At 64.5% G+C, this 26,301-nt stretch carries 21 protein-coding genes and 2 pseudogenes; 6 read left to right on the plus strand and 17 right to left on the minus strand.

Annotated elements, in window-relative coordinates:
* Positions 1 to 26 precede the first annotated feature (26 nt).
* From HUX88_RS03690 to HUX88_RS03725, 8 genes are all read right to left on the minus strand, one after another.
* Positions 27 to 299, minus strand: a complete 273-nt coding sequence (locus HUX88_RS03690; protein ID WP_147330530.1) for a hypothetical protein — start codon at positions 297 to 299, stop codon at positions 27 to 29.
* An 89-nt stretch (positions 300 to 388) separates the two neighbouring features.
* Complete coding sequence (gene urtE, locus HUX88_RS03695; RefSeq protein ID WP_117011335.1) at positions 389 to 1,087, minus strand: urea ABC transporter ATP-binding subunit UrtE; 699 nt, start codon at positions 1,085 to 1,087, stop codon at positions 389 to 391.
* 5 nt (positions 1,088 to 1,092) lie between these two features.
* Positions 1,093 to 1,902, minus strand: coding sequence for an urea ABC transporter ATP-binding protein UrtD (gene urtD / locus HUX88_RS03700; protein WP_176360890.1), 810 nt, complete (start codon positions 1,900 to 1,902; stop codon positions 1,093 to 1,095).
* Complete coding sequence (urtC, locus tag HUX88_RS03705; RefSeq protein WP_117011337.1) at positions 1,899 to 2,981, minus strand: urea ABC transporter permease subunit UrtC; 1,083 nt, start codon at positions 2,979 to 2,981, stop codon at positions 1,899 to 1,901. The genes urtD and urtC overlap by 4 nt, the downstream gene beginning before the upstream one ends.
* Positions 2,978 to 4,552 (minus strand): urea ABC transporter permease subunit UrtB, encoded by a 1,575-nt coding sequence (urtB, locus tag HUX88_RS03710; protein ID WP_176360891.1) that lies wholly within the window; start codon positions 4,550 to 4,552, stop codon positions 2,978 to 2,980. Before urtB ends, urtC begins: the two co-directional genes overlap by 4 nt.
* 70 nt (positions 4,553 to 4,622) lie before the next feature.
* Positions 4,623 to 5,822 (minus strand): urea ABC transporter substrate-binding protein, encoded by a 1,200-nt coding sequence (urtA, locus tag HUX88_RS03715; RefSeq protein WP_229213436.1) that lies wholly within the window; start codon positions 5,820 to 5,822, stop codon positions 4,623 to 4,625.
* A 79-nt stretch (positions 5,823 to 5,901) separates the two neighbouring features.
* Positions 5,902 to 7,014, minus strand: coding sequence for a porin (locus HUX88_RS03720; protein ID WP_229213562.1), 1,113 nt, complete (start codon positions 7,012 to 7,014; stop codon positions 5,902 to 5,904).
* A 129-nt stretch (positions 7,015 to 7,143) separates the two neighbouring features.
* Positions 7,144 to 8,511: a S41 family peptidase gene (locus tag HUX88_RS03725; protein ID WP_176360892.1), complete on the minus strand. Its 1,368-nt coding sequence runs from the start codon at positions 8,509 to 8,511 to the stop codon at positions 7,144 to 7,146.
* Positions 8,512 to 8,629: 118 nt separating this feature from the next.
* Here HUX88_RS03725 and HUX88_RS03730 point away from each other — a divergent pair, with 118 nt between their 5' ends.
* Positions 8,630 to 8,857, plus strand: a complete 228-nt coding sequence (locus HUX88_RS03730; RefSeq protein ID WP_161084789.1) for a hypothetical protein — start codon at positions 8,630 to 8,632, stop codon at positions 8,855 to 8,857.
* Positions 8,858 to 8,931: 74 nt separating this feature from the next.
* On the plus strand, positions 8,932 to 10,035 hold the full coding sequence (locus tag HUX88_RS03735; RefSeq protein ID WP_176360893.1) for a DNA topoisomerase IB: 1,104 nt from the start codon (positions 8,932 to 8,934) through the stop codon (positions 10,033 to 10,035).
* Here HUX88_RS03735 and HUX88_RS03740 read toward each other — a convergent pair.
* Positions 10,012 to 11,037 (minus strand): hypothetical protein, encoded by a 1,026-nt coding sequence (locus HUX88_RS03740; protein ID WP_176360894.1) that lies wholly within the window; start codon positions 11,035 to 11,037, stop codon positions 10,012 to 10,014. The two genes, HUX88_RS03735 and HUX88_RS03740, sit on opposite strands and share 24 nt — an antisense overlap.
* A 117-nt stretch (positions 11,038 to 11,154) precedes the next feature.
* On the opposite strand from HUX88_RS03740, the gene HUX88_RS03745 reads away from it, so the two are divergent.
* Complete coding sequence (locus HUX88_RS03745; RefSeq protein WP_117011505.1) at positions 11,155 to 11,577, plus strand: hypothetical protein; 423 nt, start codon at positions 11,155 to 11,157, stop codon at positions 11,575 to 11,577.
* Here HUX88_RS03745 and HUX88_RS03750 read toward each other — a convergent pair.
* The 7 genes and pseudogenes from HUX88_RS03750 to HUX88_RS03780 all read right to left on the minus strand — a co-directional run bounded on the left by HUX88_RS03750 (position 11,574) and on the right by HUX88_RS03780 (position 21,693).
* On the minus strand, positions 11,574 to 12,539 hold the full coding sequence (locus HUX88_RS03750) for an ion channel (protein ID WP_117011345.1): 966 nt from the start codon (positions 12,537 to 12,539) through the stop codon (positions 11,574 to 11,576). The genes HUX88_RS03745 and HUX88_RS03750 overlap by 4 nt on opposite strands.
* Positions 12,540 to 12,551: 12 nt before the next feature.
* Positions 12,552 to 13,088 (minus strand): peptide deformylase, encoded by a 537-nt coding sequence (def, locus tag HUX88_RS03755; protein WP_176360895.1) that lies wholly within the window; start codon positions 13,086 to 13,088, stop codon positions 12,552 to 12,554.
* Positions 13,085 to 13,983 (minus strand): annotated as a pseudogene (gene galU / locus HUX88_RS03760) (UTP--glucose-1-phosphate uridylyltransferase GalU). Before galU ends, def begins: the two are co-directional and overlap by 4 nt.
* Positions 13,984 to 13,998: 15 nt before the next feature.
* Entirely contained in the window at positions 13,999 to 16,335 is a 2,337-nt protein-coding gene (ligA, locus tag HUX88_RS03765; RefSeq protein WP_176360896.1) for an NAD-dependent DNA ligase LigA, read from the minus strand.
* Between the two features lie 12 nt (positions 16,336 to 16,347).
* A pseudogene (locus tag HUX88_RS33235) lies at positions 16,348 to 17,491 on the minus strand (cell division protein ZipA C-terminal FtsZ-binding domain-containing protein).
* The gene (gene smc / locus HUX88_RS03775; protein ID WP_176360897.1) at positions 17,488 to 21,015 is read right to left on the minus strand and encodes a chromosome segregation protein SMC; all 3,528 of its coding nucleotides are present in this window, start codon (positions 21,013 to 21,015) and stop codon (positions 17,488 to 17,490) included. Before smc ends, HUX88_RS33235 begins: the two are co-directional and overlap by 4 nt.
* Positions 21,016 to 21,108: 93 nt before the next feature.
* Complete coding sequence (locus HUX88_RS03780) at positions 21,109 to 21,693, minus strand: phosphatase PAP2 family protein (protein WP_229213428.1); 585 nt, start codon at positions 21,691 to 21,693, stop codon at positions 21,109 to 21,111.
* Between the two features lie 190 nt (positions 21,694 to 21,883).
* On the opposite strand from HUX88_RS03780, the gene HUX88_RS03785 reads away from it, so the two are divergent.
* From HUX88_RS03785 to HUX88_RS03795, 3 genes are read left to right on the plus strand one after another with little or no spacing between them, the layout of a single operon-like run.
* Entirely contained in the window at positions 21,884 to 22,507 is a 624-nt protein-coding gene (locus tag HUX88_RS03785) for a glutathione S-transferase family protein (RefSeq protein ID WP_176360898.1), read from the plus strand.
* Positions 22,508 to 22,531: 24 nt separating this feature from the next.
* Positions 22,532 to 23,188 (plus strand): LysE family translocator, encoded by a 657-nt coding sequence (locus HUX88_RS03790; RefSeq protein ID WP_176360899.1) that lies wholly within the window; start codon positions 22,532 to 22,534, stop codon positions 23,186 to 23,188.
* Positions 23,189 to 23,218: 30 nt separating this feature from the next.
* Positions 23,219 to 23,467 (plus strand): addiction module protein, encoded by a 249-nt coding sequence (locus HUX88_RS03795; RefSeq protein WP_176360900.1) that lies wholly within the window; start codon positions 23,219 to 23,221, stop codon positions 23,465 to 23,467.
* On the opposite strand, the gene HUX88_RS03800 is transcribed toward HUX88_RS03795, so the two are convergent.
* Complete coding sequence (locus HUX88_RS03800) at positions 23,464 to 26,085, minus strand: DUF1631 family protein (protein ID WP_373886749.1); 2,622 nt, start codon at positions 26,083 to 26,085, stop codon at positions 23,464 to 23,466. The genes HUX88_RS03795 and HUX88_RS03800 overlap by 4 nt on opposite strands.
* Positions 26,086 to 26,301: the final 216 nt, after the last annotated feature.

Genomic DNA, 26,301 nt, shown 5'->3' on the forward strand with positions numbered 1-26,301 from the left:
GGGCGCATGGCGCGCGGGCGCGACGTCTACTCCGACGATTCGGCCGAGCCGGCGCACCGCGACTCTTCCGCGGATTTCTCGGCATCGGTCGCCGGCCGTACATGGTCGCCATCCGGCACGCTCAGATTGCCGGTGCGTTGGAAGTCCGAACAGCTACGCGCCAGCCTGACGTCGTCGTGGGCAGCGTCCCGGCGCGCCGTCACCGCCGGGCCATCGCCGGGGCGGCTCGATATCCAGTAAAGCACCAACAGCACAAACGGCACCAGCAAAAATACATAACGTGACAATCGTGGATTCATGATGACTACAAAGTGACAAGAAGGACAATGTAGCATGAAATTTAAGTGCGAAATGCACGCTTTGTCACTGCCGTGCAGCCGGCGCCCGCCTAGACGGCCAGATGGCGCTTGACCTCCGGGTCGTTCATCGCCGCCTGCGCGCCGGATGCCACCACCTCGCCGCGCGACAGCACGATGAACTGGTCGGCCAGTTCATGGGCAAAATCGAAGTACTGCTCGCACAACAGGATGGCCATGTCGCCGCGCTGGCGCAGCAGCCGGATCACGTTGCCGATGTCCTTGATGATGGAGGGCTGGATGCCTTCGGTCGGCTCGTCGAGGATGATCAGCTTGGGCTCCGCCAGCAGCGCCCGGGCGATCGCCAGCTGCTGCTGCTGGCCGCCGGACAGGTCGCCGCCGCGCCGGTGCAGCATGTCCTTCAACACCGGGAACAGTTCGTACACCTCGCCCTTGATGGTGGAGGCCTTCCTGCCGCTGTGCGTGGCGAGGCCCATCAGCAGGTTCTCCTCCACCGTCAGGCGGGCGAAGATCTCCCGTCCCTGCGGCACGTAGGCGATGCCGGCCCGCGCGCGCTGGTGCGGCGCCATGCGCGTGATGTCGCGCCCTTCCAGCCTCACCGTGCCGGCCGATACCGGCAGCACGCCCATCAGGCATTTGAGCAGCGTGGTCTTGCCGACGCCATTGCGGCCCAACAGCGCCATGCACTTGCCCCGCTCCAGCTCCAGCGATACGCCGCGCAGCGTGTGCGAGGAGCCGTAGTACTGGTTGATTTTTTCGACTTGCAGCATATTCGTCAGCGCCCCAGATAAACTTCAATCACTCGCTCGTCGGACTGCACTTGCGCCATCGTCCCCTGCGCCAGTACCGAGCCCTCGTGCAGCACCGTCACCACGCCTTGCTGCGCGATCTCCGTCACGAACGCCATGTCGTGTTCCACCACCATGATCGAATGCTTGCCGCGCAATTCGTTGAGCAGTTCCGCCGTGCGCGCCGTTTCGGCGTCGGACATGCCGGCCACCGGTTCATCGAGCAGGATCAGTTGCGGCTCCTGCATCAGCAGCATGCCGATCTCCAGCCACTGCTTCTGCCCATGCGACAGCAGGCCCGCCAGCCGCCGCTCGCTGCCGTTCAGGCGTATCAGCTTGAGGATCTCGTCGATCTTGCCGTGCTGTTCGGACGACAGGCGCGCGAACAAGGAGGGCCGCACGCGCTTGTCGGTCTTCATCGCCAGTTCGAGGTTTTCAAACACCGTGTGCTGTTCGAAGATGGTCGGGCGCTGGAACTTGCGGCCGATGCCGGCGTGGGCGATCTGGTATTCCGTCATGCGGCTCAGGTCCATGGTCTGGCCAAAGAACGCCGTGCCGGATGTGGGCCGCGTCTTGCCGGTGATGACGTCCATCATCGTGGTCTTGCCCGCGCCGTTAGGCCCGATGATGCACCGCAGCTCGCCCACCGAAATATCCAGACTCAGTTTATTCAAGGCGCGGAAGCCGTCGAACGACACCGTGATCTCTTCCAGGTACAGGATGGCGCCGTGCGTGGTGTCCAGCCCCGGCTCCGCCACGCGCCCCGACGAGATGTTCAAATGTTCGTTGGCGCTCATGGCTGCTCCTTGCGCAAGCGCGCGGCCAGTCCGGCTATGCCCTGCGGCAGATAGCGCGTCACCAGGATAAAAATCAGGCCAAGCGCGAACAGCCACAGGTTCGGGAAGGCGCCGGTGAACCAGCTTTTCAAACCATTGACCGAGAACGCGCCGATGATGGGGCCCAGCAGCGTGCCGCGTCCGCCCACCGCCGCCCAGATCACCATCTCGATCGAATTCGCCGGCGACATCTCGGACGGATTGATGATGCCGACCTGCGGCACGTACAGCGCGCCGGCGATCCCGCACAGCACCGCCGACAGCGTCCAGACGAACAGCTTGAACCACAGCGGGTTATAGCCGATGAACATCAGCCGCGATTCCGAATCGCGTACCGCCTGCAGCACGCGCCCCAGCTTGGACTTGACGATCCAGCGGCACAGCAGCAGCGAGCCGGCCAGCATCGCCAGCGTGACCAGGTACAGCGTGGCCTTGGTGGCGGGTGCGCTGATGGAGTAGCCCAGTATCCGCTTGAAGTCCGTGAAGCCGTTGTTCCCGCCAAAGCCGGTGTTATTCCGGAAGAACAGCAGCATGAACGCATACGTCATGGCTTGCGTGATGATCGAGAAGTACACGCCCTTGATGCGCGAGCGGAAAGCGAAGAAACCGAACACGAACGCCAGCACGCCAGGCACCAGCACCACCAGCGCAAGGCAGTACCAGAAGCTGTCGGTGGCGGTCCAGTACCAGGGATAGGTTTTCCAGTCGAGGAAGACCATGAAATCCGGCAGGTCGCTCTGGTACACGCCTTCCCTGCCGATGGCGCGCATCAGGTACATGCCGTGTGCGTAGGCACCCAGCGCGAAGAACACGCCGTGGCCCAGCGACAGGATGCCCGCGTAGCCCCACACCATGTCGAGCGCCAGCGCGGCCAGCGCGTAGCACATGAATTTGCCGACCAGGCTGACCATGTAGCTCGGCACATGCAGCGGATGGCCGTCCGCAAAGGCCAGGTTCAGCACCGGCAGCGCGGCCAGCACAAGGCAGCAGGCGGCGATGCCGCTCCACGCCCGATGGGAAAAGAGAGAGGGTTGATTCATTCCGCGCTCCTGCCTTTCATGGCGAACAGGCCCTGCGGCCGCTTCTGGATAAACATGATGATGAAGACCAGGATGGCGATCTTGGCCAACACCGCGCCCGCCACCGGTTCCAGGAATTTGTTCGCTTCGCCCAGTCCCAGCGCGGCGATGATGGTGCCCGCCAGTTGGCCGACGCCGCCCAACACCACCACCATGAAGGAATCGACGATGTAGCTCTGGCCCAGGTCCGGCCCCACGTTACCCAGCTGCGACAAGGCCACTCCGCCCAGCCCCGCGATGCCGGAGCCCAAACCGAAGGTCATCATGTCGATCTTCGCGGTGGACACGCCGACGCAGCCGGCCATGCGGCGGTTCTGCATTACGGCGCGGACGAACAGGCCAAGCCGCGTCTTGTTCAGTATCAGCCAGACGCCGGCCACCACCAGCAGCGCGAAGACGATGATGACGATGCGGTTGTAGGCCAGCACCAGCGAGCCAAGCACCGTCACGCCGCCGGACATCCACGACGGATTGGCCACTTCGACGTTCTGCGCGCCGAAGATGGTGCGTACCGCCTGCATCAGTATCAGGCTGATGCCCCAGGTGGCAAGCAGGGTTTCGAGCGGACGCCCGTACAGCCAGCGGATCACCGTGCGCTCCAGCGCGATACCGACAGCGGCCGTGACCAGGAAGGCGGCGGGCAGCGCGGCGATCAGATAGCAGTCCACAGCCGAGGGAAAGTAGTTGCGGAAGGCGAGCTGGCACAGGTAGGTGGTGTAGGCGCCGATCATCAGCAGCTCTCCGTGGGCCATGTTGATGATGCCCATCAGACCGAAGGTGATGGCCAGGCCCAGTGCCGTCAGCAGCAGCACGCTGGCCAGCGAGATGCCATAGAAGACGTTACCGATAAATTCGGTGCGCGCGAGGCGGCTGTCCAGCGCCTGCAAGGTGTGGGCGGCGGCCACGCGCACGGCCTGGTCGGGCTCCTTCTCGCCCTGCATCGCTTGCAGCAGCGGGCGCAGATTGGCGTTGCTGCTGTCGGACAGCGCTTCGACGGCGGCCTTGCGCTTGGCGGCGTCCGGCGATTGCAGGTTGGCGGTGCCGGCGACCAGTTGCAGCATGGTGCGGATGTCCGGGTCCTGCTCCTTCGCCAGCGCTTTTTCGATCAGCGGCGCCTGTGCCAGCGTGACGTTTTTTTGCAGCTCGGTGGCTGCGGCAAGGCGTTGCGCGCGATCCGGCGAGAACAGCTTGAGCGCGGACAGCGCGTCGTCGACGGCACCGCGCAGGCGGTTGTTGACCATCACGCCGTCCAAGCCTTCGGGCAGAGGGCCGGTTTCGCCGGTCGCCGGGTTGTAGGCCTTGTCGTCGGTGACGATGAAGACGTGGCCGTCCGGCGTGGCGTACAGCGCGTCGGTCTTGAGGGCCGTCAGCAGGCGGGTGGCGTCGTCGTTGGCCAGCGCGCCGATCTTGACGATGGCGTCGACACGGGCGTCGGGATCGCCACCGGCCAGGGGCGCCAGCAAAGCGCTGTCGATGGCGGCATGTGCGGCGCAGGACAGCAGCAGGCAAGCCAGGAGCAGGAGTTTTTTCAAAATAGTGTCCTCAGGTGATGCAGGTTTGGCGCCCGGCCCCGTCGCACCGACCGGGGCCGTGCCGCACGGCTTACAGCTTCTGCTTACCCTCGTTACCCGGAATGTACGGGCTCCAGGGATTCGCGCGCACCGGGCCAGGCGTTTTCCACACGACGCTGAACTGGCCGTCCGGGCGGATCTCGCCGATGAACACCGGCTTGTGCAAGTGGTGGTTGGTCGGGTCCATCGTCAACGTAAAGCCAGATGGCGCCTTGAAGGTCTGGCCGGCCATCGCCGCGATCACCTTGTCGGTGTCGGTCGACTTGGCCTTCTCCACCGCCTGCGCCCACATGTGGATGCCGACGTAGGTCGCTTCCATCGGATCGTTGGTCACGACCGTGTTCGCGTTCGGCAGCTTCTTCGCGACCGCGTAGGCCTTCCACTTCTTGATGAATTCCGTATTCACCGGATTCTTCACCGACTCGAAGTAGTTCCACGCCGCCAGGTGGCCCAGCAGCGGCTTGGTGTCCACGCCGCGCAGCTCCTCCTCGCCCACCGAGAACGCGACCACCGGCACGTCGGTCGCCTTCAGGCCGGCGTTGCCCAGCTCTTTGTAGAACGGCACATTGGAATCGCCGTTGATGGTGGAGATCACCGCCGTCTTGCCGCCGGCCGAGAACTTCTTGATGTTGGCGACGATGGTCTGGTAATCCGAGTGGCCGAACGGCGTGTACACCTCGTCGATGTCGCTATCCTTCACGCCCTTGCTCTTCAGGTAGGCGCGCAGGATCTTGTTGGTGGTGCGCGGATAAACGTAGTCGGTCCCCAGCAGCACGAAGCGCTTGGCGCCGCCGCCCTCCTTGCTCATCAGGTATTCCACGGCGGGTATGGCCTGCTGGTTGGGCGCCGCGCCGGTGTAGAACACATTCTTCTCCAGCTCCTCGCCCTCGTACTGCACCGGGTAGAACAGCAGGCTATTGAGCTCCTTGAACACCGGCAGCACCGACTTGCGCGACACCGACGTCCAGCAGCCGAATACCACGGACACCTTGTCCTGCGCGATCAGGCCGCGCGCCTTTTCTGCGAACAGCGGCCAGTTGGAGGCCGGATCGACCACCACCGCCTCCAGCTTCTTGCCCATCACGCCGCCCTTGGCGTTGATTTCGTCGATGGTCATCAAGGCCACGTCCTTCAGCGACGTTTCGGAAATGGCCATCGTGCCGGACAGCGAGTGCAGGATGCCGACCTTGATGGTGTCGGCGGCATAAGCTTGCGCCCCGGCGGCCAGCATGGCGGTGGCTGCGGCGATGCGGCTCAGGGAGGCGATGAAATTGCGGCGATTTTGCATGAGATAGCTCCGTGTGGTGGAATTAGAATTGCAGCTGCAAGGTGACAGAGAACTTATCCGTATCGGCGGCGTTGGTGATCTTGGTCTTCGAATACACGGCGCTGACCTGCGCGTTGTAGCCGTCGATGATGTAGTTCACGCCCGCGTCGTACTGTTTGGTGTCGATGTCGGTGTCGGCGGCGAACTTCTGCCAGCGCACGAAGGGCTGGAACTTGCCCCAGCCGGCCTTCTGATCGAAGATCCAGGAAGCGCCGGCCGAATAGGCCTTGCCCTGTTCGGACTTGATGATGTCGTCGGTGTTGTAGTCGTACCAGGCAGCTTCCAGCGCGAAGGCGCCGGAGCCCTTGACCCGCTTCTCCATCAGGAAGTCGACGTTGTAGGAGCTGTACTTGCCGCTCTTGGCGACGGTGAGGATGCCGTCCTTCTGGTAGCGTCCCGCCACGCCGATGGAGAGGATGTCGGCGGCGCCGAGGTAGTTGCCGGTGCCGTAGTAGCCAGGCTCCGCGTCCCAGAAGTCGTATTGCAGGCGGCCCGCGTACATCAGCGAATCGTCGGCCTTGATACCGGCCGCCTTGGCCTGCGACTGCGTCATCGAACCGATGCCGAAGGTATGGCCCTCGAAGGCGCCGAAGGAGTAACCCAGCTTGCCCTCGGCGGCATTGCCCCACACGACCACGCCATCGTCGCGGCCACGGAAGATGCCGCCGTTGTAGCCGTAGCGCGAGGCCACGCCAGCCCAGTAGCCGCCGCCCAGCGAGTAGTATGGGCCTGCCATGTTGGCGCGGTCGCTCGGCGACAGCAGGCGGCCCGCCCAGATGTTGAGCTCAGGCGAAATGGCGAACTGGCCGGCGGCGTCCAGGATGCGGATCTTGTCGCCGTCCCACTCGGTGTTCAGCATGCCCTTGATGTTCTTGTTGAGCGAAGCGCCGAAGAACAGCCGGGCAGAATCCAGATTGAAATCGCTGGAGCGGTCGGTGCCGTCGGGCGCGCCGTTCTTGGCGCTGGTGTAGCTCTCGCGCATGCCGAAGCCGACGCTGACCGACTTGTCATCGCCAAAATTGATCGTGGCGCCGGCGCACGCATTACCTGCCACCGCCACTGCCGCCGCCAGCAGCATTCCCCGTTTCACACCCATCTTGTTCCCCTTTTCGGTTTTGGATGCTGCAAGGTTAGCCAGCAGACAAGCCGTGAGGAATACGTCGAATGACGTAGTGGTATCGGAGGGACAGGAGGAAGCGCCGCCGCGCGGGCGGCGCCGGAAGGCTTACTGTTTGCGCAGTTCGGCGACGGCGCGGTCGAGCACCGGATCGGCGCCGGAGCGCAGCGAGGCCACGGTGGGGTGTACCTCGACGTCGGGCGTTACGCCCTTGCCGACAAACTCGGTGCCGTCCGGGAAAACGTCGCGCTTGATGCAGATGCGCGCCTTGCCACCGCCCGGCAGGTCGAGGAATAAAGGCTGGCCGGTGCTGCCGCCGGTGGGCTCGCCGACGATGATCCCGCGCTTCAGCATCCTGAAGGAGACCGCGAAGTCTTCCGCCGCAGAGAAGCTTTGCGCGCTGGTAAGCACCGCGACCGGGCCGTTGAATACATCCTTATGCTGCGCCTTGTACGTCTCGCCATTTAAACTCATCGGCGTCCAGCGGATGGCGGAAGTGCCTTGCGCGCGCCGGTAGGCATCGTCGTCGCGCCGGTACGCGTAGGCGCTGCCGATAGGCTGGCGGGTAAGCCAGGACAAGATCCGCAAGCCGTATTCGCTGGAACCTCCACCGTTGCGGCGCACGTCGATCACCAGTCCCTTGGCCTTCAGGATCTCGGGGACGACGATCTCGAACATCGCCACGCTTTCGTCGCTTTCGAAATGGTCGATGGAGATATAGGCGATATCGCCCGGCAGCGTCTTGAAGACAAAGCGCGGGGGGCCCTGATAGCTGCCGGAGCGGTCCACCACTTCATCGCGCTCGGCGCCGTCCGCAGTGCGCAAGCGCAGCGTGACCGGCTTGCTGGCGGGGCCCGTCAGCAGTTGATAGGAGTACGTGCGCATCTCCCGATCCTGCGGCGTGGACGCGCTGACGAAAGGCTCGATATGCCGCCGCCCATATTCCAGCGCCGGTTCGCCGTCGATGGCGACGACCTCCTCGCCGACATGCAGGCGCGCCTGCAGCGCCGGATTGCCCACCCACTCGACCAGCACCGTGCCCTCGACCAGCGCGGTGCGCATGGGCGGGCGCGCAAAAAATTCGTTACCCAGCTCCCTGGGCGGATAAATATTGGTGTGGCCATCCTGCAGCAGAGGCGCCAGCTGCATCATGATCCGATAGTAGTCGCGCGTGGTCGGCGCGGCGATCACCTTGGTCAGGTATTCCATGTAGACCTGGTCCCACGCCAAGTCGGGCACGTGATCGAAATGAACGAAGCTGCTGCGCGCCTCGGCCCAGAACAAGGACAGGCCGGCGACTTTTTCCTCCACCGTCAATACCGGCTTGTACGGCGTGGCGATGGCGGGCGCCTTGTACAACCGTTCCGACAACGGCGATGTCTGCGGTGCGGCTTTGAAGCGCGGCACATCGGCGGCATTGGCCAGCTGCGCGGCCAACGCGAACGTCATCAGCATGGCTAGGGGTTTGATTTGCATGGTGTCCCGGGTTGGTTGCGAAAGTACGCGCGATGTTGACATAAAAGCACGCCCACCGCAATCGCCGGCTGGCCGGATTTGGTGGCACAATAACGGCTTCATTTTTGGGAGTACCACCATGACTATTTTTGCCGCCTCCGTTTTCGACGCTACCGTGATCTACGAAGGCAATGAACTCTTCAAGGGCCAGGGCGCGGCGCGCGGCTGGGCCGAAAAGCTGGCGAAGGAACTGGAATGCGAGATCGGCGTCGAGAAGATCGGCACCGGCTGGGTACTGACCGGCACCGTCGACGGCGAAGCCTGCAAGTGGAGCATCGTCGGCCAGCGTCTCAAGCGCATGGACTAAAGCGTGCGTTAGCGCACAACATCGCCAATCCTTGCCGGGTACGATTTCCGATAATCTGCCCACCAAGGATAGCGATGAAACGCGATACGCCCGCAGCGCCCGGCGAAGCCGCCCTGTCCGCCCCCACCGCCGCCAGGTCGGCCGGCCTGTGTTATGTGCACGACTATCAGCCCGGCATCGCCCGCCGCAAGCGCGGCAAGCACTTTTATTACGTCGCCGCCGACGGCAATACCATCAAGGATGCCGACACGCTGGCCCGCATCAAATCGCTGGCGATTCCTCCCGCCTGGACCGACGTCTGGATCTGCGTTCACCCACGCGGCCACCTGCAGGCCACGGGGCGCGATGCGCGCGGCCGCAAGCAGTACCGCTACCACCCGCGCTGGCGCAGCCACCGCGACGAATCCAAGTACGACCGCATCCTAGGCTTCGGCAAGGCCCTGCCGGCGATACGCCGCGCGGTCGGCGCCGCGCTCCAGCTGCCAGGCCTGCCGCGCGAGAAAGTGCTGGCCACCGTCGTCTACCTGCTGGAGGCGACCATGATGAGGATCGGGAACGAGGAGTACGCGCGCACGAACAAATCCTTCGGTCTGACCACGCTGCACGACCGCCATGTGCGGCTGGACGGCGGCAAGATTGAATTCCGCTTCCGGGGCAAGAGCGGCGTGCATCATGCCGTCGCGGTCGAGGACCGCCGGCTGGCCAGCATCATCCGCCGCATCCGCGACCTGCCCGGCCAGGAGCTGTTCCAGTACATCGGCGACGACGGCCTTCCTCACGCCATCGGTTCGTCGGACGTGAACGAGTACCTGCAGGCCATCGCCGGCGAGGACTACACCGCCAAGGACTTCCGTACCTGGTCCGGCACGGTGCTGGCGGCGGTGGCGCTGCGCGAATATGAAAAGTTCGATTCCGAAGCCCAGGCCAAACGGAACGTGGTGCAGGCCATCGAAGCGGTGGCGAAAAAGCTGGGCAATACGCCCACCATCTGCCGCAAGTGCTATGTGCATCCGAGCGTGATCGAGTGCTACCTGGACGGCACGATGTTGAAGGCGGCGCGCAGCCGCGCGAAGCAGCAGCTACAGGATGGCCTGCACACGCTGCGACCGGAAGAGGCGGCGGTGCTGGCGTTGTTGCAGCACCGCCTGCAGGCCTCAGCGGCCAGCGACCGGCGGTGACGCCTCGGCGCGCAGGACAATCACGGCGGTGGCGATATCCTCATGGCGATTGCGCGCCGGCGAATTGACGGTCATGTAAACCTTCACCGCCGCCAGCGAAGCGTGGTCGCCGAAAAACGCACCCTCCGCATCGTAGCGCTCCGGGAAGTTCTCGTTATTCAGCGGACAGGCCGTCGATTCATTCTTCCCGCGGTTCGGGCGATTTTCGCACCGTGTGTAGCTGTCGCCATTGACGGCGGCGGCGATCAGATGGTCGGTGGGCTGATCCAGCATCACGGGAAAACTGAAGCGGCGCGGAACCCCGTCCACCTTCATCTCGAAACTGAGCACGCCCTTGTAGGCAGGCAGGTTGTCCAGTTTGAGTTTTGCGTCCGATATTTTTCCGGGCGGGATAAAGCCGTCGCCACCCAACCCGCCACGGAACGTCGCGTCGGTACCGCCGATCTGGCGGTACTCCATGCTGCGGTGTATGAATAGCAGATTGTCATAGGCCGATTGCGGAATCGGCTTGTTGGCCGCCATCGCCTGGGCCTGCGCCACTATCGCCAGCATACGCGCCTGCCGTTCCGCCGGGCCAGGCACAGGCCCGCGGCCGGCCTCCATATTCAGGCGCACCTTCGACTCCTGGCCGACAAACAAATGCATATTGTCGCGCCGGCCCCACCACAACTCGCCAACCGGGCCACTGCTGCCGGACTGCTCCCATGCGGCGGGATCGTAGGTGTCTTTGGGCGTCGGATCTTCGCGGCCCAGATCGGGATTGCGAAGACCGGCCAGCTTACCGTCCTTGCTGAACGCCGCCATCTTGTACGAGCCACCGTAATTGATGGCGCCGACGCCGCCATTGGACGCATATTGCGAACAGGCGTTCTGGCTGGCGCCAGGGGGCAGCCATGGCTTGACCGTCGGCGGGCAGCGCTCCAGCGTTTCCGGGCCAGCGACGGCGGGCAGCGTCACCCACAGCGCGGCGAACAGCGGCAGCATCGAGTACGTGTTTTTCATGAGGCGTCTGTTTGAATTTAAAAAAATATTATATATACAATAATAATTTGATGCCGCACGACGTGGGGGTTCGGAGTAGAATTTAGCTCCCGCGTGTTGTCGCCGAGCCGTTTCGCCATGCCTGAAGCATTGCCCTTCCAGATTCGAAAAGAATGCCCGCCGGGCGCCTGCGAATGCCGGCGCGACGAGCTGCTGGAACAATGGGACAAGGCGCCCGACGATACCGACATCCGCATCCTGCGCCTCACCCGCGAACAGGAGAAGGTGCTGATCGCCCGCATCGAGAGCATCGCCAGCTACGAAGAACTGGGCCGCATCGAACAACGCATGCAGGAACAGCTGGGCATCCGCCTGACGATCACGCCCAGCGCGAATGGCGTACGCACCGTGATGGGCCTGCAGATCCGCCTGGCGGAGCAGCCGGGCCTGTGCCGCCGCACCCGCGAGCAGGTGCCGGCGGCGGTGCGCCGCTGCCTGAACAAACATCCCGATATCGTCTACGCGCTGCTGAACGCGCGCGACCTGCTGGGCGCCGGTTAGCCGGGGTGCGCCAGCGCCGCGCCGGGCATGCTGCCGCCGGTCGATCCGTCCGGGTAGATGTCGTGGAATTTGCTGTAGTCCAGTATCCGCACGTTGCCGTCCTGCTTATCCGACATGATGTCGGCGAAGTGGTGGTTGAAGAAGATATGCTCGGCCGAGTAGGTCTGGCGGGCGTGGACGAAATCGTTGAGCGTATCGTCGGTGCCGGAGACGGCCACCGACAGCGTGGCGCCCTCCTTCTGCAGGTCTTCCTTGGTCTTGCCCCAGAACGGGCTCGATTCGTCGATCTTGTGCAGGATGGTCCAGGTCAGCGCGAACACGCCGGAACGCTCGCGCTCCAGCTGCAGGTCGTAGAACCGGGTGAAGATCTGTCCTTCCAGCGTCATCTCGCGGCGGATCAGCGTGGCGCGCACCGAGGCTTCCAGTATCAGGTTGCCGCGTTCGTTGCCGGACCTGAGCATCAGCGTCGGCACGCCGTTGAATGGCGTGATCACGGCGACGTCGGAGAACATGATGCGCGACGTGGGCCGCGAGAAGCGCGCGAACAGCAGGCCCGTTACCGTCGCCACCTCCACCATGCCGAGCAGGATTTCGGTCGAGGCGACAACGTGGCCGTAGGTGGAGCCGGGGTTCATGTAGCCGTAACCGACCGTGGCCAGCGTCTCGATCGAGAAGAAGAAGGTGTCGAGGAAGGAGCCGGGCCGCGCATTGGAGACCGAGCCTGGCACCAGGTAGAACGCCAGCGCGAAGCCCACGTTGGTGACCATGTACAGCACACCGACCAGCAGGAAGAAACGCGGCCAGCTCAGGGTCAGCATCCAGTGGTAGATGTCGCCCCAGTACCTGGGCCCGAGGCCCACGCGCTTGATCTGCGAAGTCCCCATCCTGAACACACCGCGGTCGTTGCCCACCCGTGGACGGATAACCTTTTGCGCCGGTTGGCGCACCGGACCTTCACTCATGATAGACCTGCCTTAGTCGTCGTCGTTGGGATCGAGGCCGGGGAACATCACCTCGGTGTAGCCGAATTTGGAGAAGTCGGCGATACGCATCGGGTACAGCACGCCGAGCAGGTGGTCGACTTCATGCTGCACCACGCGCGCGTGGAAGCCGTCGACGTCGCGGCTGATCGGCTGCTGGAACTGGTCCACGCCCTCGTAGCGCAGCTGGGTGAAGCGCGGCACGCTGCCGCGCAGGCCAGGCACCGACAGGCAGCCTTCGAAGCCCTCTTCCTTTTCGTCCGACAGCGGCGTGAGGACGGGATTGATCAATACCGTTTCCGGCACCTGCGGCGCATCGGGATAGCGGGCGTTCTGCTTGAAGCCGAAGATCACCAGCTGCAGGTTGACGCCGATCTGCGGCGCCGCCAGGCCGGCGCCATTGGCCGCGTGCATGGTGTCGAACATGTCGGCGATCAGCTCGCGCATGGCCGGGGTATCGAACTCGGTCACCGGTTCGGCCACGCGCAGCAGGCGCGGGTCGCCCATCTTCAGGATTTCGCGCACCGTCATTTGCCGCCTCCGTTGATCTCGCACTGCATCTCGCGCAGGAACTTGCAGTATTCGGCGCCGGTCTCCGGGTGCTTGAGGCCCATGGCGGTCATCGCCTTCAGGTAGCCCAGCTTGGAGCCGCAGTCGTAGCGCTGGCCGTCGTAGCGGTAGGCCAGCACGCGTTCGTCCTTCATCAGCGCGGCGATGCCGTCGGTCAGCTGGATCTCGCCGCCGGTGCCGGTGCCGAGGTTCTCCAGGTACTGGAAGATACGGCCCGACAGCACATAGCGGCCCACCACCGCCAGCGTGGACGGCGCCACGTCCGGCGACGGCTTCTCGACGATGCCGTTACCAGCTCCAGCTTGGGCTGGTAGGCCGAGGCGCTGACGATGCCGTACTGGCGCGTGGCTTCACGCGCCACTTCCTGCACCGCCAGGATGCTGCAGCGTTCATAGGCATACAGGTCGGTCATCTGCGCCAGCACCGGCTTGACGCCGTCGGCGGTGTCCATGAAGTCGTCCGCCAACAGCACGGCGAACGGCTCATCGCCGATGACGGGGCGCGCGCACAGCACCGCGTGGCCCAAGCCCAGCGGCTCCGACTGGCGGATGTAGATGCAGTTGACGTTTTTCGGAATGACGTTTTGCACCAGCTCCAGCAAGGCTTGCTTGTTGGCCGCTTCCAGTTCCGCTTCCAGTTCGTAGGCCTTGTCGAAGTGGTCCTCGATGGCGCGCTTATTGCGGCCGGTGATGAACACCATTTCCGTGATGCCGGCGGCGACCGCCTCCTCCACCGCGTACTGGATCAGCGGCTTGTCGACGATGGGCAGCATCTCCTTCGGCTGCGCCTTGGTCGCGGGAAGAAAACGGCTGCCAAGACCGGCGACCGGGAATACTGCTTTTCTGATTTTGGACATGATATCGATCTGTTTTTATCCGGCTTCCAGCAGTGCCAGCAGGCCTGCTTCGTCCAGTATAGTGACTTCAAGTTCCTGGGCCTTGGCCAGCTTGCTGCCGGCGTCGGCCCCTGCTACCAGGTAGTGCGTTTTCTTGGATACCGAACCGGATACCTTGCCGCCCTGCGCCTCGATCATGGCGCCAGCCTGGTCGCGGCTCAGATTCGGCAGAGTGCCCGTCAATACAAAGGTCTTGCCGGTCAGCGGGCCTTCTGCCGCCTGCTCGGGCAGCTGCGCCAGCAGATCCTTGCGCAGTTGGTCCAGCGCCAGCAGTTGGTCGCGGTGGCCTGGTTCGGCCATCCACGCTTCCAGCGCTTCGGCCACGCCAGCCGGCAGGCCGAACACCGTGAACACCTGCAGGTGCGCCAACACTTCCAGCGTTATCTCCTGTTCGACCAGCTGCTTGCTGCGCGGTTCGGTCAACTTCGGAATGCCCATCGCGGCCAGCAGCTTGACGGGGTCGAGCTTTTCGCGCAGCTTGGCGCTGGGCGCATGCTCGCCGGTCGGCGCGACGCCGGCGGCCAGCAAGGCATCGATGGCTTCCTGGTTCTTCGGTTCGGCGAAGAAGTCGGCGATCGATTCGGCGACGATGCCGCCGATATCGGGCAGCACGCGCAGCAGCGCGGCCGGCACGCGGCGCACCAGGTCGAAGCGGCCCAGCCATTCGGCCAGTGTCTTGGCGGTCGACTCGCCCACATGGCGGATGCCGAGCGCGAACAGCATGCGCTCCAACGGCGGGTTCTTGCTGGCGGCGATGGCTTCCAGCAGATTGTCCGCCCACTTGGTGGCGATCTTGCCCTGTGCGACAGTCTCCGGCGTGGTGCCTTCGCGCTCGTCGGCGAGGCGCTTCATCTCGAGCAGGTCTTCAAGCTTCAACGCATACAGGTCGGCGACCCGCTGCACCAGGCCATGTTCAACCAGGTTGTCGATGTAGCGGTCGCCCAGGCCTTCGATGTCCATCATGCGGCGGCCGGCGAAGTGGCGGATCGCCTCCTTGCGCTGGGCGGAGCAGAACAAGCCGCCGGAGCAGCGCGCGATCGCTTCGCCCTCTTCGCGCACGACGTGCGAGCCGCACACCGGGCAGGTCTTCGGCAGCACGTAGGCCTCCGGCTCCGGCGACGGCCGGCGCTCCAGCACCACGGACAGCACCTCGGGGATGACGTCGCCGGCGCGGCGGACGATGACGGTGTCGCCAACGCGCACGTCCTTGCGGCGTACCTCATCCTCGTTGTGCAGCGTGGCGTTGGTGACGTTGACGCCGCCGACGAACACGGAGGCCAGCCGCGCCACCGGCGTGATGGCGCCGGTGCGGCCGACCTGCACTTCAATCGCCTGCACGGTGGTCAGCGCTTCCTCGGCCGGGAACTTGTGCGCCAGCGCGAAACGCGGCGCGCGCGAGACGAAGCCCAGTGTGCGCTGGTCCTGCAGCAGGTTGGCCTTGTAGACCACGCCGTCGATTTCGTATGGCATGGTCGGGCGGGCTTCGCCGATCCGTTTGTAGTAGGCCATCAGGCCGTCGTAGCCGCGCACCACGTCCGCTTCTTTCGCCACCGGCAGGCCCATGCCGCGATACCAGTCCAGCAGCGCGGAATGCGACAGCGGCATCTCCGCGCCTTCCAGCGCGCCGACGCCATAGGCGAAGAAACTCAGCTTGCGCGACGCGGTGATGCGCGAATCGAGCTGGCGCAGGCTGCCCGCCGCCGCGTTGCGCGGGTTGACGAACTCCTTCAGGCCGGCCTCGCGCTGGCGGGCGTTCATCGCTTCGAAATCGCTCTTGAACATCAACACTTCGCCGCGCACATCGAGGACGGCCGGCGGCGTCGGAGTGTTCAGGCGCAGCGGAATCGAGCGGATGGTGCGGATATTGGTGGTGACATCCTCGCCGGTGTAGCCGTCGCCGCGCGTGGCGGCTTGCACCAGCAGTCCGTCGACGTAGCGCAGGTTGATGGCCAGGCCGTCGTATTTGACTTCGGCCGCGTATTCGACGGCGGCCGCCGCGTCCAGGCCTTCGCGCACGCGGCGGTCGAAGTTCTCGATATCCTCGTCGGTGAAGCCGTTATTCAGCGACAGCATCGGCACCGTGTGCGTGACCTGGTCGAACTGCGGCAGCGGCGCCGCGCCCACGCGCTTGGTGGGCGAGTCGGGCAGCGCGAACTGCGGGTGGGCTTCTTCCAGCTTTTGCAGTTCGATGAACAGCTTGTCGTACTCCGCGTCCGGGATGGTGGGCGCGTCTTCAACGTGATAGGCGTGCAGGTGCTTGTTGAGTTCTGCGCTCAACGATTCGATGCGCGCCTTGTAATCCACTTCAGTCATTACCGCTTCCTGCTAGCTAAACAAACGCAACGCGCGAATCGAACCGGCCGGAATATCGGCGTCGTTCATCTCGGCGTAGAAATCCTGAACCTGGCCTGCGATCTCCGCCAGCGAGGCGTCCGACAACGGCTGGTTGTAGTCGTCGACGATGGTTGCGTCCAGGCGGCCCACCAGCGACTTGGCGCAGGCGACCATGGCGCCGAAGCCGTCGCGGGACGGCGCCACGCAAGGCACGTCCAGCAGCAGCGTCAAACGCGGCGTGGTTTCCTCGGCCAGCGTGACGTTGGTCGACAGCGAGAACAGGTGGCCGCCTTCGCCATCCGGCATCACGTAGCGGCCGTCGGGACGCACGTCGAAGCCCTGCTTCTCCAATGCGCCCAGCAGCGTGGTGATGGCCCACGGCGCGCCGTTGGTCTGAAGGTTCACGCCCAGCTGCGCGTCGTGGCCGGCGACGAAGCGGTGCAGGTTGCGCGCTTCGGCCATCACTTCGATCATGTCCGGGATTTCCGGCTCGGCGCCGATTTCGTCGGCCATCGCGCGCAGGCGGGTGACCAGCTCCGAGTATTCCAGTTCGTTCAGCGCGGTGCTGCGGCTGGCCAGCTGCACGCCGCCCTGCAGCTTGGTGTAGACGCCGCCGTGGACGATGGGCTCCCATTCGCCGCTGACGGCCAGGCCGATGTAGTGCACAGGCTTGTTGCCGACCATGCGCAGCGTTTGCAGCACCGGCAGCAGCTTGTCGCCGCGCGCCGGGCCTTCCAGCGCCAGCGGCAGCAGGCAATCGATCAGCGGGTCGACCAGCGCGGTGGCCTGTTCGGCGGCCGGGTCACGCCGCCGGCGTGCGGCGCGGCCGGTGGCGCCGTCGGATCGGCGGGATCGCTTTCGAATTCGGGGGCGGGGGGGCGCGGCCGGCCGCTGCGGCGGAGGCTTCACCGCCGGCCACGCCGGGCGCCGCGCTGTCGAGCGAGAAGCTAGGCTCGTGGCGCGCGCCGGACGACGGCGGCGCATCGCCGGTGCGCATCAGCACATCGTCATGGTCGGTCGAGAAGGCGCGTTCCACGCTCTTCTTGGCTTTGTATTCCTGGATCTTGTTGTAGCCGAAAACGCCGGCGACGAATACGCCGGCGATCCCGATCAAACTCATTTGAAGGTCTGTCATGCTGCTTGTGCCTCGGAAGCGAAGTTTGCGGCGGATTCCATATCCACCGCCACGATGCGCGATACGCCCTGCTCTTGCATCGTCACACCGATCAGTTGATTGGCCATCTCCATCGCAATCTTGTTGTGCGAGATGAAGAGGAATTGGGTGTGGTCAGACATGCGTTTGACCATCCGGCAGAATCGTTCGGTATTGGCGTCGTCCAGCGGCGCGTCGACCTCGTCGAGCAGGCAGAACGGCGCCGGGTTGAGCCGGAACATCGAGAACACCAGCGCCGTTGCGGTCAGCGCTTTTTCACCGCCGGACAACAGGTGAATGGTGGCGTTCTTTTTGCCCGGCGGCTGGGCCATGACCTGCACGCCGGAGTCGAGGATTTCGTCGCCGGTCATGATCAGCTTTGCCTGGCCGCCGCCGAACAGGATCGGGAACAGTTCGGAGAAGTGGCCGTTGACGCGGTCGAAGGTGTCTTGCAGCAGATCGCGCGTCTCCTTGTCGATGCGCGCGATCGCGTCTTCCAGCGTGTTGATCGCCTCGTTCAAGTCGGCGTTCTGCGCGTCGAGGAAGTTCTTGCGTTCGGAGGCCGTCGCCAGTTCGTCCAGCGCCGCCAGGTTGACCGCGCCCAGCATCGAGATCGCGTTGGTCAGGCGCGTGACCTCGCCCTGCAGGTAGGAGGCCTTCATGTCGGGATGCAGCTTCTCGGCCAGCGCCGCCTCGTCGGCCTGCACCTCGGCCAGCTGCGCCGCGAACTGCTCCTGGTTCAGGCGCGCGGCCTGCTCCTTCAGCTGCATCTCCATGATCTTGTCGCGCTGCGGCTGCAGCGCGCGCTCGGTCGACATGCGGCCTTCCTCGAACATGCGCAGCTGCTGCGCGATCTGGTCGAGTTCATGGCGGGCGTCGGACAGCGCCTTCTCCTGGCTGGTGCGGCGGTCCAGCAGCTCCTGCAGGCCGTCGTTGGCCTGGCCGGATTCCAGGCTGGCCAGTTCGTTCTGGCCCGCCTCCAGGCTTTGCGTGACCTGCACCACCTGCGCGTTCGCGGTGGCGATGGAGCGGCGGAATTCCTCGATCTTGCTGCGCTGGGACTTCTCCGCGAACTGCGCTTCCTGCGCGGCGCGTTCCAGGTCGCGCAGGGCTTCGCGGGCGTCGGCCAGGCGCTGCTCTTTTTCCAGGAACAGGGTCTGGCCTTCCTCGTGGTCGCCCTGCAGGTTGCCGAGCTCCATATCGAGCTGCTCGAACTTCTCCTCGGACTCCATCTTGACCTGGGTTTGTTCCTCTTCCTGCGCGGCGATTTCGGCCAGGTCGGTTTCGATCTGGTTGCTGCGCTGGTTGAAGCGCGCCTCGATCTCCGACAACTTGACCACGTCCAGCTGCAAGGTATGCACCGACTGCTGCAGGCTTTGCAGCTTCGCGCGGTACTCGGTCAGCCGGCGCGTGAGCTCGGAGACCGCGGCATCGGCACGCACCGAGCGGGCGCGCGCTTCATCGGCCAGCATCTGCTGCGCGCGCAGCTGCTTGGTGATGTTGTCGATTTCCTGCTGGCGGCCCAGCATGCCGTCCTGCTCCGAATCGGCGGCGTAGAAACGCACGCTGCCCTGTGTGACGGCGTGGCCCTGGCGCGTGACGAAGCAACCGCCGGCCGGCAGCTTGGCGCGTTCGGCGAAGGCTTCGGCCGTGTCCTCGGCGATGTAGACGTTGTGCAGCCAGTCCTGCAGCAGGCCGCGCAGGCCCGGGTCGTTCAGCTTGAGCAGGTTGAGGAACGGCTTCAGGCCGGGCACTTCCACCGGCGCAGGCGGCACGGCGGTCGACGGCGCGAACAGCGCCAGCTTGGCCGGCGGCGCGTCGCCGAAGAAGGCCTTGGCCCATTCAATGTTCGACATCTGCAGCGCCGAGGTGCGCTCGCGCAGCACGGATTCCAGCGCGGTCTCCCAGCCGGATTCGATGTTCAGCTTTTGCCACAGGCGCGGCAGTGTATCCAGCTCGTGCTTCTGCAGCCAAGGCGTGACCTTGCCCTGCGTCTGCACGCGTTCCTGTAACTGGCGCAGCGCGTTCAGGCGCGCTTCCAGCTGGGCGTTGGCGGCGGTCTCGGTGTTGACCTGCTGCTGCGCGGCCTGGCGTTCCTCTTCCAGCTTGGGCTGCTGTTCCAGCGCCTCTTCGAGCAGGAAGCCTTGCTCTTCAAGCGCTTGCTGCTTTTCTTCCAGCTGCATGCGCAGGTTGCTCAGGTGCGCGCTGTCCGGCAGATTGAGGCCGCTCTTTTCCTGCTGCAGGCGCTCGCGCCGCACGGCCAGGCCGTTGAGGATGTTGTTGGCGTTGCGCTGGTGCGCCGACTCCAGCTCCAACTGCTGCTGCGCCTGCATGATGCGGGCGCGCGATTCGGTGCTCTTGGTCTGCGCCTCGCGCCACACCTGCTCCAGCATCGGCAGCGACTCGGCCTTTTGCTCGGCCATCATCTGCGATTGTTCGACCTTGGCCGACAGCTCTTCCAGCGTGAACTCGGCTTCCTCGATCTGGCCGCCGTATTCGCTGGCCTGCTGCTGCCACTGGTCGCGCTGCGCGGTCAACGCGGCCAGCTGCGCCTGCAGGCGGCTGCGCGATTCGATGACGAACTTGATCTGCGCTTCCAGGCTGCCGATTTCGGCGTTGGTCTGATACAGGCTGCCCTGCGCCGTGTGCAGGCGGTCGCCGGCGGCGAAGTGCGCCTGGCGCATCTGCTCCAGCGACAGCTCGACGTTGCGCAGCTTGGCGGTCTGCTCTTCCAGGTCGTTCTGCGCCTGCTCCATCTCGCGGAAGTACTTTTTCTGCTCGTTCTCGGCCTCGATCTTGCGCAGCAGCCAAAGCAGCTTTTGCTTTTCCTCCTGGTCCGATTGCAGCTGATGGAACTTGGTGGCGACGGCGGCCTGGCCTTCGAGCTTTTCCAGGTTCGAATTCAGTTCGCGCAGGATGTCCTCCACCCGCAGCAGGTTCTCGCGGGTGTCGTGCAGGCGGTTCTCGGTTTCGCGGCGGCGCTCCTTGTACTTCGAGACGCCGGCCGCCTCCTCCAGGAACACGCGCAGTTCTTCCGGCCGCGATTCGATGATGCGGCTGATCATGCCCTGGCCGATGATCGCGTAGGCGCGCGGACCGAGGCCGGTGCCGAGGAAGATGTCCTGGATGTCGCGCCGGCGCACCGGCTGGCCGTTGATGTAGTAGGTCGAGGTGCCGTCGCGCGTGAGCGTGCGCTTGACGGCGATTTCGACGTACTGGCCCCACTGGCCGGAGGCCTTGCCTTCGTTGTTGTCGAACACCAGCTCGACCGAGGCGCGCCCGGCCGGCTTGCGGTGCGTCGAGCCGTTGAAGATAACGTCCTGCATGGACTCGCCGCGCAGCTCGGAAGCCTTGGATTCGCCCAGCACCCAGCGCACGGCATCGATGATATTCGACTTGCCGCAACCGTTGGGACCCACCACGCCAACCAACTGACCCGGCACCTGGAAATTGGTGGGATCAACGAAAGACTTAAATCCCGACAATTTGATGGAAGATAGACGCACGTTGTTATCTGGGCAGAGGGCTGGAAAAGTTCACAATAATACCATTTTGCGCATCAAATCAGGCCGAAAACGCGTCATGGAGGGCGAGTTCACCTATCGTAGCGGGGATTGGGGCTCACGCCAAATGGCACGCGTGTACGGTTTGTCGTGGCCCGACAACCACAGCGCCGCCTCGGTGATCCAGGTTTCGGCCGGAATCGGCTCCACGCGCGGCGCGATCAGCATGATGGGAAGACACAACACCATCAGCAGCCGGCCCAGCGCCATGTGGTGTTCGGTGCTGGCGTACCAGATGAAAATGGCCGCCACCACCAGGCCAAGCAGGCTGCCGGTCACCGACTCGGACACTGAATGGGCTTGCACATAAACGCGGGAAATGGAGATCAACACGGCCAGCAGCACGCCCAGCAAGGTGCCCAACACTCGCAACGGCGGCGGCGCCGAGCGGAACACCAGGAAGAACGCCACCGGGAACACGGCGGCGGCGCGCATCGCGTGACCGCTGAAGCCGGCGAATTCCACCGATTCGACGCCGATGCCCCAACCAACGAAAGCCATCTTGGTGGCGACGACCAGGGCCATGCCGACGCCGAACAGGACGCACCAGGCCGCCGTCAGGCGCCAGGATTTGCCGGCAAGCAGCCACACCGCAATCGCCACGCCGATCGGCCCGGTCACCGCCAAGCTCCCCGCCACACTCAAACCATGCCACCACATCATCATCTAAAAAGCCCTATCGTTGTCTTTTGCACCGCGTCATTTAAACACATGCGCGCGCATTGTATCGAAAATTACTGGGCGGCAACAGTGTGCGGCGAAATCCGGCGCTGTCCGACGTGCTCCGGCGGGGCGTGGCATACTGACATCCATGCTCACCATTCTCGGAAAATCCTCCTCCATCAACGTCCGCAAAGTGCTGTGGACGTGCGCGGAAATCGGCCTCGATTACCGCCTGGAGCAATACGGCAGCGGCTTCCCGCCCACCACCACGCCGGAATTCCTGCGCATGAATCCGAACGGCATGGTGCCGGTCATCATCGACGACGGGCACAGCCTGTGGGAATCGAACACCATCTGCCGCTACCTGGCCGGCAAGCACGGCCGCACCGATCTGTTGCCGGCCGAGCCGATGGCGCGCGCGCAGGTGGAGAAATGGATGGACTGGCAAGCCACCGAATTGAACAGCGCCTGGCGCTATGCCTTCATGGCCATGATACGGCAGAGCCCTGCACATGGCGATGCGGCGGCGCTGGCCGCCAGCGTGTCCGAATGGAACCGGCTGATGGGCCTGCTGGACACGCATCTGGCCGCCGGCGGCCCGTACGTCTGCGGCGGCGCCTTGACCCTGGCCGATATCGTGCTCGGGCTGTCGGCCAACCGCTGGCGCTCGATGCCGATGGCGCGCCCCGCGCTGGCCTCCGTCGATACCTGGTTTGCCCGCTTGAACGAACGTGAAGGTTTTCGCATCCATGGCTGCAACGGCCTGCCCTGACATTTACTTTTCTGGAGTTTAGCAATGACTTTATCGACCTGGCTGTTGTTCTTATCGGTTTCGCTGGCGGCGGCGTTCAGTCCTGGCCCGGGCGTGCTGATGGCCATCTCGACCGCGACCACCATGGGTGCGCGGCGCGCGTTCTACAGTTCGGCGGGCAATGCGCTGGGCGTGTTTATCGTGGCGACCACGGCGGTGGCCGGCCTGGGCCTGTTGCTGAAGACGTCCGCGTTGGCGTTCGGCGCGTTGAAGGTGGCCGGTGCCGCCTACCTGATCTACCTGGGCATCAAGGCGTGGCGCCACGCCGGCCAGGTGACTGAAACGACGGAGAGCGCCGCAACGGCGGCCCCGGCGGCGAGTGCGGCCGAGGCCAGCCGCCTGAGCACGTTCCGCAGCGGCCTGCTGGTCGCGGTCAGCAATCCCAAGGCGATCCTGTTCTTCACCGCCGTGTTCCCGCAGTTCATGCCGCCCGACCATGTGGACCCGGTGCGCTTCCTGCTGTTGACGTCGACCTTCACCAGCTGCACGCTGCTGTCGCACTTCTTCTATGTGGCGTGCGCGTCGTGGTTGAAGCGCAGCGTCAAGCAGAGCATCGCCCGCACGCGCCTGGCCAAGCGCACCACCGGCGTGATCTTCGTCGGCATGGGCGGCGCTTTGCTGACGTTGACGAACTCGAAGTAAGCCGACGACAGATGGCGGTACAATTGTTCCATGAATGCCGCCCTCAAAACTTTGGTCGCCGAAGCACTTAAACTCGATACGCACGAGCGTATGGAATTTGTTCAAGTGCTTCTGGCCAGCCTGCACGAAGGCGCCGAGCTCGACGAGGCCTGGACTGCCGAGATTGCACAGCGCATCGCCGATATAGAAAGCGGCATCGAGCAAACCATTCCAATGGCCCAAGCGCTGGCTCAAGTCCGCAATAATCTTTATTTGCGCGGCCGAAACACGAAGATTTAGCCGAAGGCCGAAGCGGGCGGATCGATGTTGGCGTCGTTGTCGGCATTGCGGGCCAAGGCTTGCGACAAGGCGACGGCGACCACGCCTTCGCTGCGCACCACTTGCACCGTCTGCTCAAGGAAGCGCTTGGCCAGCTGCTCGCCGGACATCGAGAACGCTTCCTGCCGCGCCGCCGTCGAGAAGATGTACAAGGTGCGCAAGGGACTGATCCACGCCAGCTTGACCTTGCGGCTGCCGCCATCTTCCTGCTCGAATTCCAGCCACATGCCGCGCATCAGGCTGTCCACTTCGATGGCGGCGTCCTCCTCTTCGGGCGCGGGCTGCTGCGCGGCGCGCGCTTCGGCCTCCGCCTTGGCCACGGCCTCAGCCTTGGCTTGCAGCTCCAGGCGCCGTTCGGCCGCCTGCTGCGCCACCTGCATGGAAATCTCCAGTTGGCGTTCCGGCGAAATCTCCAGCGGTGCGCGCACGATGGAGGCGTGGCATTCGGCCAGCTCGGCAAAGAATTGCAGACGGTCGGCGTCCTGCCACTTGATGATGTCCAGCCATTTGTTCAGCGTGGACAGCAGCACCGGCAGCTTGGCGATCAGCTGCTTGCGGTCCTCCGCGTTGAGCTTGGGACGCACGCTCCAGATCAGGTCGTCCATGGTTTTGGTGGCGTTGTTGACGGCGCCCGGTTTGTCGTCCTCGATGCTGTAGGCGATGGTCAGCACCGACACCCAGCGTTGTTCGAGGAAGGCTTCCACCACGGCGATCACTTCGCCGGTGCCGATGCGCAGTGCGACCGCGTTCCTGGCCAGCTTGCTCGACTCGGCCATCTTCTCCTGCTTCAGCGCGGCGGCGATGGGCTCGGCGATGGCGGCTGCGGCGGCGCGCTCCTCGGCCTGGATAGACGCTTCCAGTTCGTCGACGGCTTCGGTGAAGACCGACAGTTCATGATCGTAGTCGCGGCCGACGCGGTCCACGCTGCGCTGCATCGCCTGGAACAGCGGGTCTTCCGGTCCCTTGCGCTGCTCCCAGCCCATGCGCGACAGCAGGTCGATCAGGCGACGCGCCGGATGGGCTTCCTGGAAGAAGAAGTTCTTGTCGACCAGCGCCGCCTTCAGCACCGGGATTTGCAGGAAGCGGATCAGGTCGCGGATTTCCTGCGAGATGTTCTGGTCGCGGAAGACGGTGTCGAAGATCGCCGACAGCAGGTCGATGGTGCTTTCGTCGGTGCGCGACAGGCTGCCCTGCGGCATGCTGGCCTTGATGTTCGGCAGGTAGAAGACGTTGCCGCCGGCCGCTGCCGCGCCTGGGACTGCGCCTGCGCCAACGTCGGCGGGCGCGGACGGCGATGGCACGGCGGCCATGCCGGCCACCGCGCCCAGCGTGCCGATGGATTCGTACGGCACCGCTTTTTGCAATTGCGTGAGATACGCCAGCACCGGCTGCTTGGCGCCGATCTGCGACAGGCGTTGCGCGTCTTCATTGCTCAAGGCGCCGGCCACGAGGCCTTGTGCCGGACCTTGCACCCAGGCGCCGCCCTGCACTGCGCCCGCCGGCAGGAAGCCGCCGCCAGCGGCGGCCGGTGCGCCCGCCATGCCGACGGCAAAGCCGGGAGCCATCAACACGCTACCCGGCGTGCCGACCGCGGCGGGCACGAAACCCTGCGCAGCATCACGCGATCCCACCGGCAGCGCCGCACCATGCGCGACAGCGCCTGCCGCTCCAGCCGCACCCACGGCGGCCTGCCCGGCGGCGACATTCGGCACCCACACGGCGCCGGAATTCAACGCCGACATCGGCAGGTCGGGAATGCTGAGGTCCACACCCTGCATCAAACCGTCGGCGATGTTGTCGACGATCTCGCCCGCAGCCGAACCGGCCACGTCGCTCGACGCGAAGAACTGCCGCAGCTGCTGCGCCAGCGCCGCCTGGTTGCCGCGCACGCGCGACGGCGCGGCCGCCTTGGGCTTGTCGGTCTTGCGGCCCTTGAAACCGTCCACCGAGCCCGGCAGCACGCCCTTGCTCTGCAAGGCCAGGTTCAGCGCATCCAGCATCGGCCCCAGCTCGATGAACATGCCCGGCTTGATCAAGGGCTGCAACAGCGGCGCGGCGTCGGCCTCGGTATCGAATTCGGTCCAGGCCTGCTGCAAGGCGACCAGGAACACCTCCGGACGGAACGGGTTCTGGCTGACACGCAGGATATCGCGGTCCAGCAGGAACGCCAGCCGCACGTTCAAGGTCTGCAGCTGGTCCGAATACAAGCTCTCGAACGGCTTGCTGACGCCGCTCAGCGCCACCTTGTTATCCATCTCCTCGAACGGCACCAGCGACAACGGCTGTTCGCTCGCGCGCGGCTTGCCCTTGGCCGCCGGCGACAGCTCGGCGATCTCGCGCCGCAGCGCCTTCTCCAGCGTGCTGGAAGCCAGGTGCAGGAAGGCGAAATTCCGGTTGCGCAGCTGGTTGCCGGCCCGGATGCGCTGCTGCATGGTGCGCGGATCGCCACCGGTGGCGTCGATCAGTGCGCCGGCCAGGCGGGTCGCCAGGTCCAGGTACTGGTCGCCGGCATGCTTGGTGGCGATGCCGATCAATTCCTCCAACAAGGCATGCCGCGGCGAGACCGTCTTTTTCGGCACCGGGGGCGTTGTGGAAGATGCAACCATGGTGTGACCTGCGTAACGTGGAATATCGATTTACCACATTCTTGCACATTCTTTCCACATGGCAATACCCAAAAGGAAAGACTGTGCAATATTTCGCGTATTTTTGTGTTTTCCCACAAGTTTAAGGCCATGAAACCCAGCATTGACGGGGCGCAAAGGACAAGGTTGAAGTTTCCCTAACATAACAAT

Origin of the sequence: Duganella sp. BJB1802, from assembly GCF_013369445.1 — a bacterium.
GTDB lineage: Bacteria > Pseudomonadota > Gammaproteobacteria > Burkholderiales > Burkholderiaceae_D > Rugamonas > Rugamonas vulcania_A.

Bases quoted from the DNA above. Each gene is read 5' to 3' on its own strand.
- HUX88_RS03690 (WP_147330530.1), bottom strand. From the start codon at position 299: ATGAATCCACGATTGTCACGTTATGTATTTTTGCTGGTGCCGTTTGTG.
- urtE (WP_117011335.1), bottom strand. From the start codon at position 1,087: ATGCTGCAAGTCGAAAAAATCAACCAGTACTACGGCTCCTCGCACACG.
- urtD (WP_176360890.1), bottom strand. From the start codon at position 1,902: ATGAGCGCCAACGAACATTTGAACATCTCGTCGGGGCGCGTGGCGGAG.
- urtC (WP_117011337.1), bottom strand. From the start codon at position 2,981: ATGAATCAACCCTCTCTCTTTTCCCATCGGGCGTGGAGCGGCATCGCC.
- urtA (WP_229213436.1), bottom strand. From the start codon at position 5,822: ATGCTGGCCGCCGGGGCGCAAGCTTATGCCGCCGACACCATCAAGGTC.
- HUX88_RS03720 (WP_229213562.1), bottom strand. From the start codon at position 7,014: ATGGGTGTGAAACGGGGAATGCTGCTGGCGGCGGCAGTGGCGGTGGCA.
- HUX88_RS03725 (WP_176360892.1), bottom strand. From the start codon at position 8,511: ATGCAAATCAAACCCCTAGCCATGCTGATGACGTTCGCGTTGGCCGCG.
- HUX88_RS03730 (WP_161084789.1), top strand. From the start codon at position 8,630: ATGACTATTTTTGCCGCCTCCGTTTTCGACGCTACCGTGATCTACGAA.
- HUX88_RS03735 (WP_176360893.1), top strand. From the start codon at position 8,932: ATGAAACGCGATACGCCCGCAGCGCCCGGCGAAGCCGCCCTGTCCGCC.
- HUX88_RS03740 (WP_176360894.1), bottom strand. From the start codon at position 11,037: ATGAAAAACACGTACTCGATGCTGCCGCTGTTCGCCGCGCTGTGGGTG.
- HUX88_RS03745 (WP_117011505.1), top strand. From the start codon at position 11,155: ATGCCTGAAGCATTGCCCTTCCAGATTCGAAAAGAATGCCCGCCGGGC.
- HUX88_RS03750 (WP_117011345.1), bottom strand. From the start codon at position 12,539: ATGAGTGAAGGTCCGGTGCGCCAACCGGCGCAAAAGGTTATCCGTCCA.
- def (WP_176360895.1), bottom strand. From the start codon at position 13,088: ATGACGGTGCGCGAAATCCTGAAGATGGGCGACCCGCGCCTGCTGCGC.
- ligA (WP_176360896.1), bottom strand. From the start codon at position 16,335: ATGACTGAAGTGGATTACAAGGCGCGCATCGAATCGTTGAGCGCAGAA.
- HUX88_RS03785 (WP_176360898.1), top strand. From the start codon at position 21,884: ATGCTCACCATTCTCGGAAAATCCTCCTCCATCAACGTCCGCAAAGTG.
- HUX88_RS03790 (WP_176360899.1), top strand. From the start codon at position 22,532: ATGACTTTATCGACCTGGCTGTTGTTCTTATCGGTTTCGCTGGCGGCG.
- HUX88_RS03795 (WP_176360900.1), top strand. From the start codon at position 23,219: ATGAATGCCGCCCTCAAAACTTTGGTCGCCGAAGCACTTAAACTCGAT.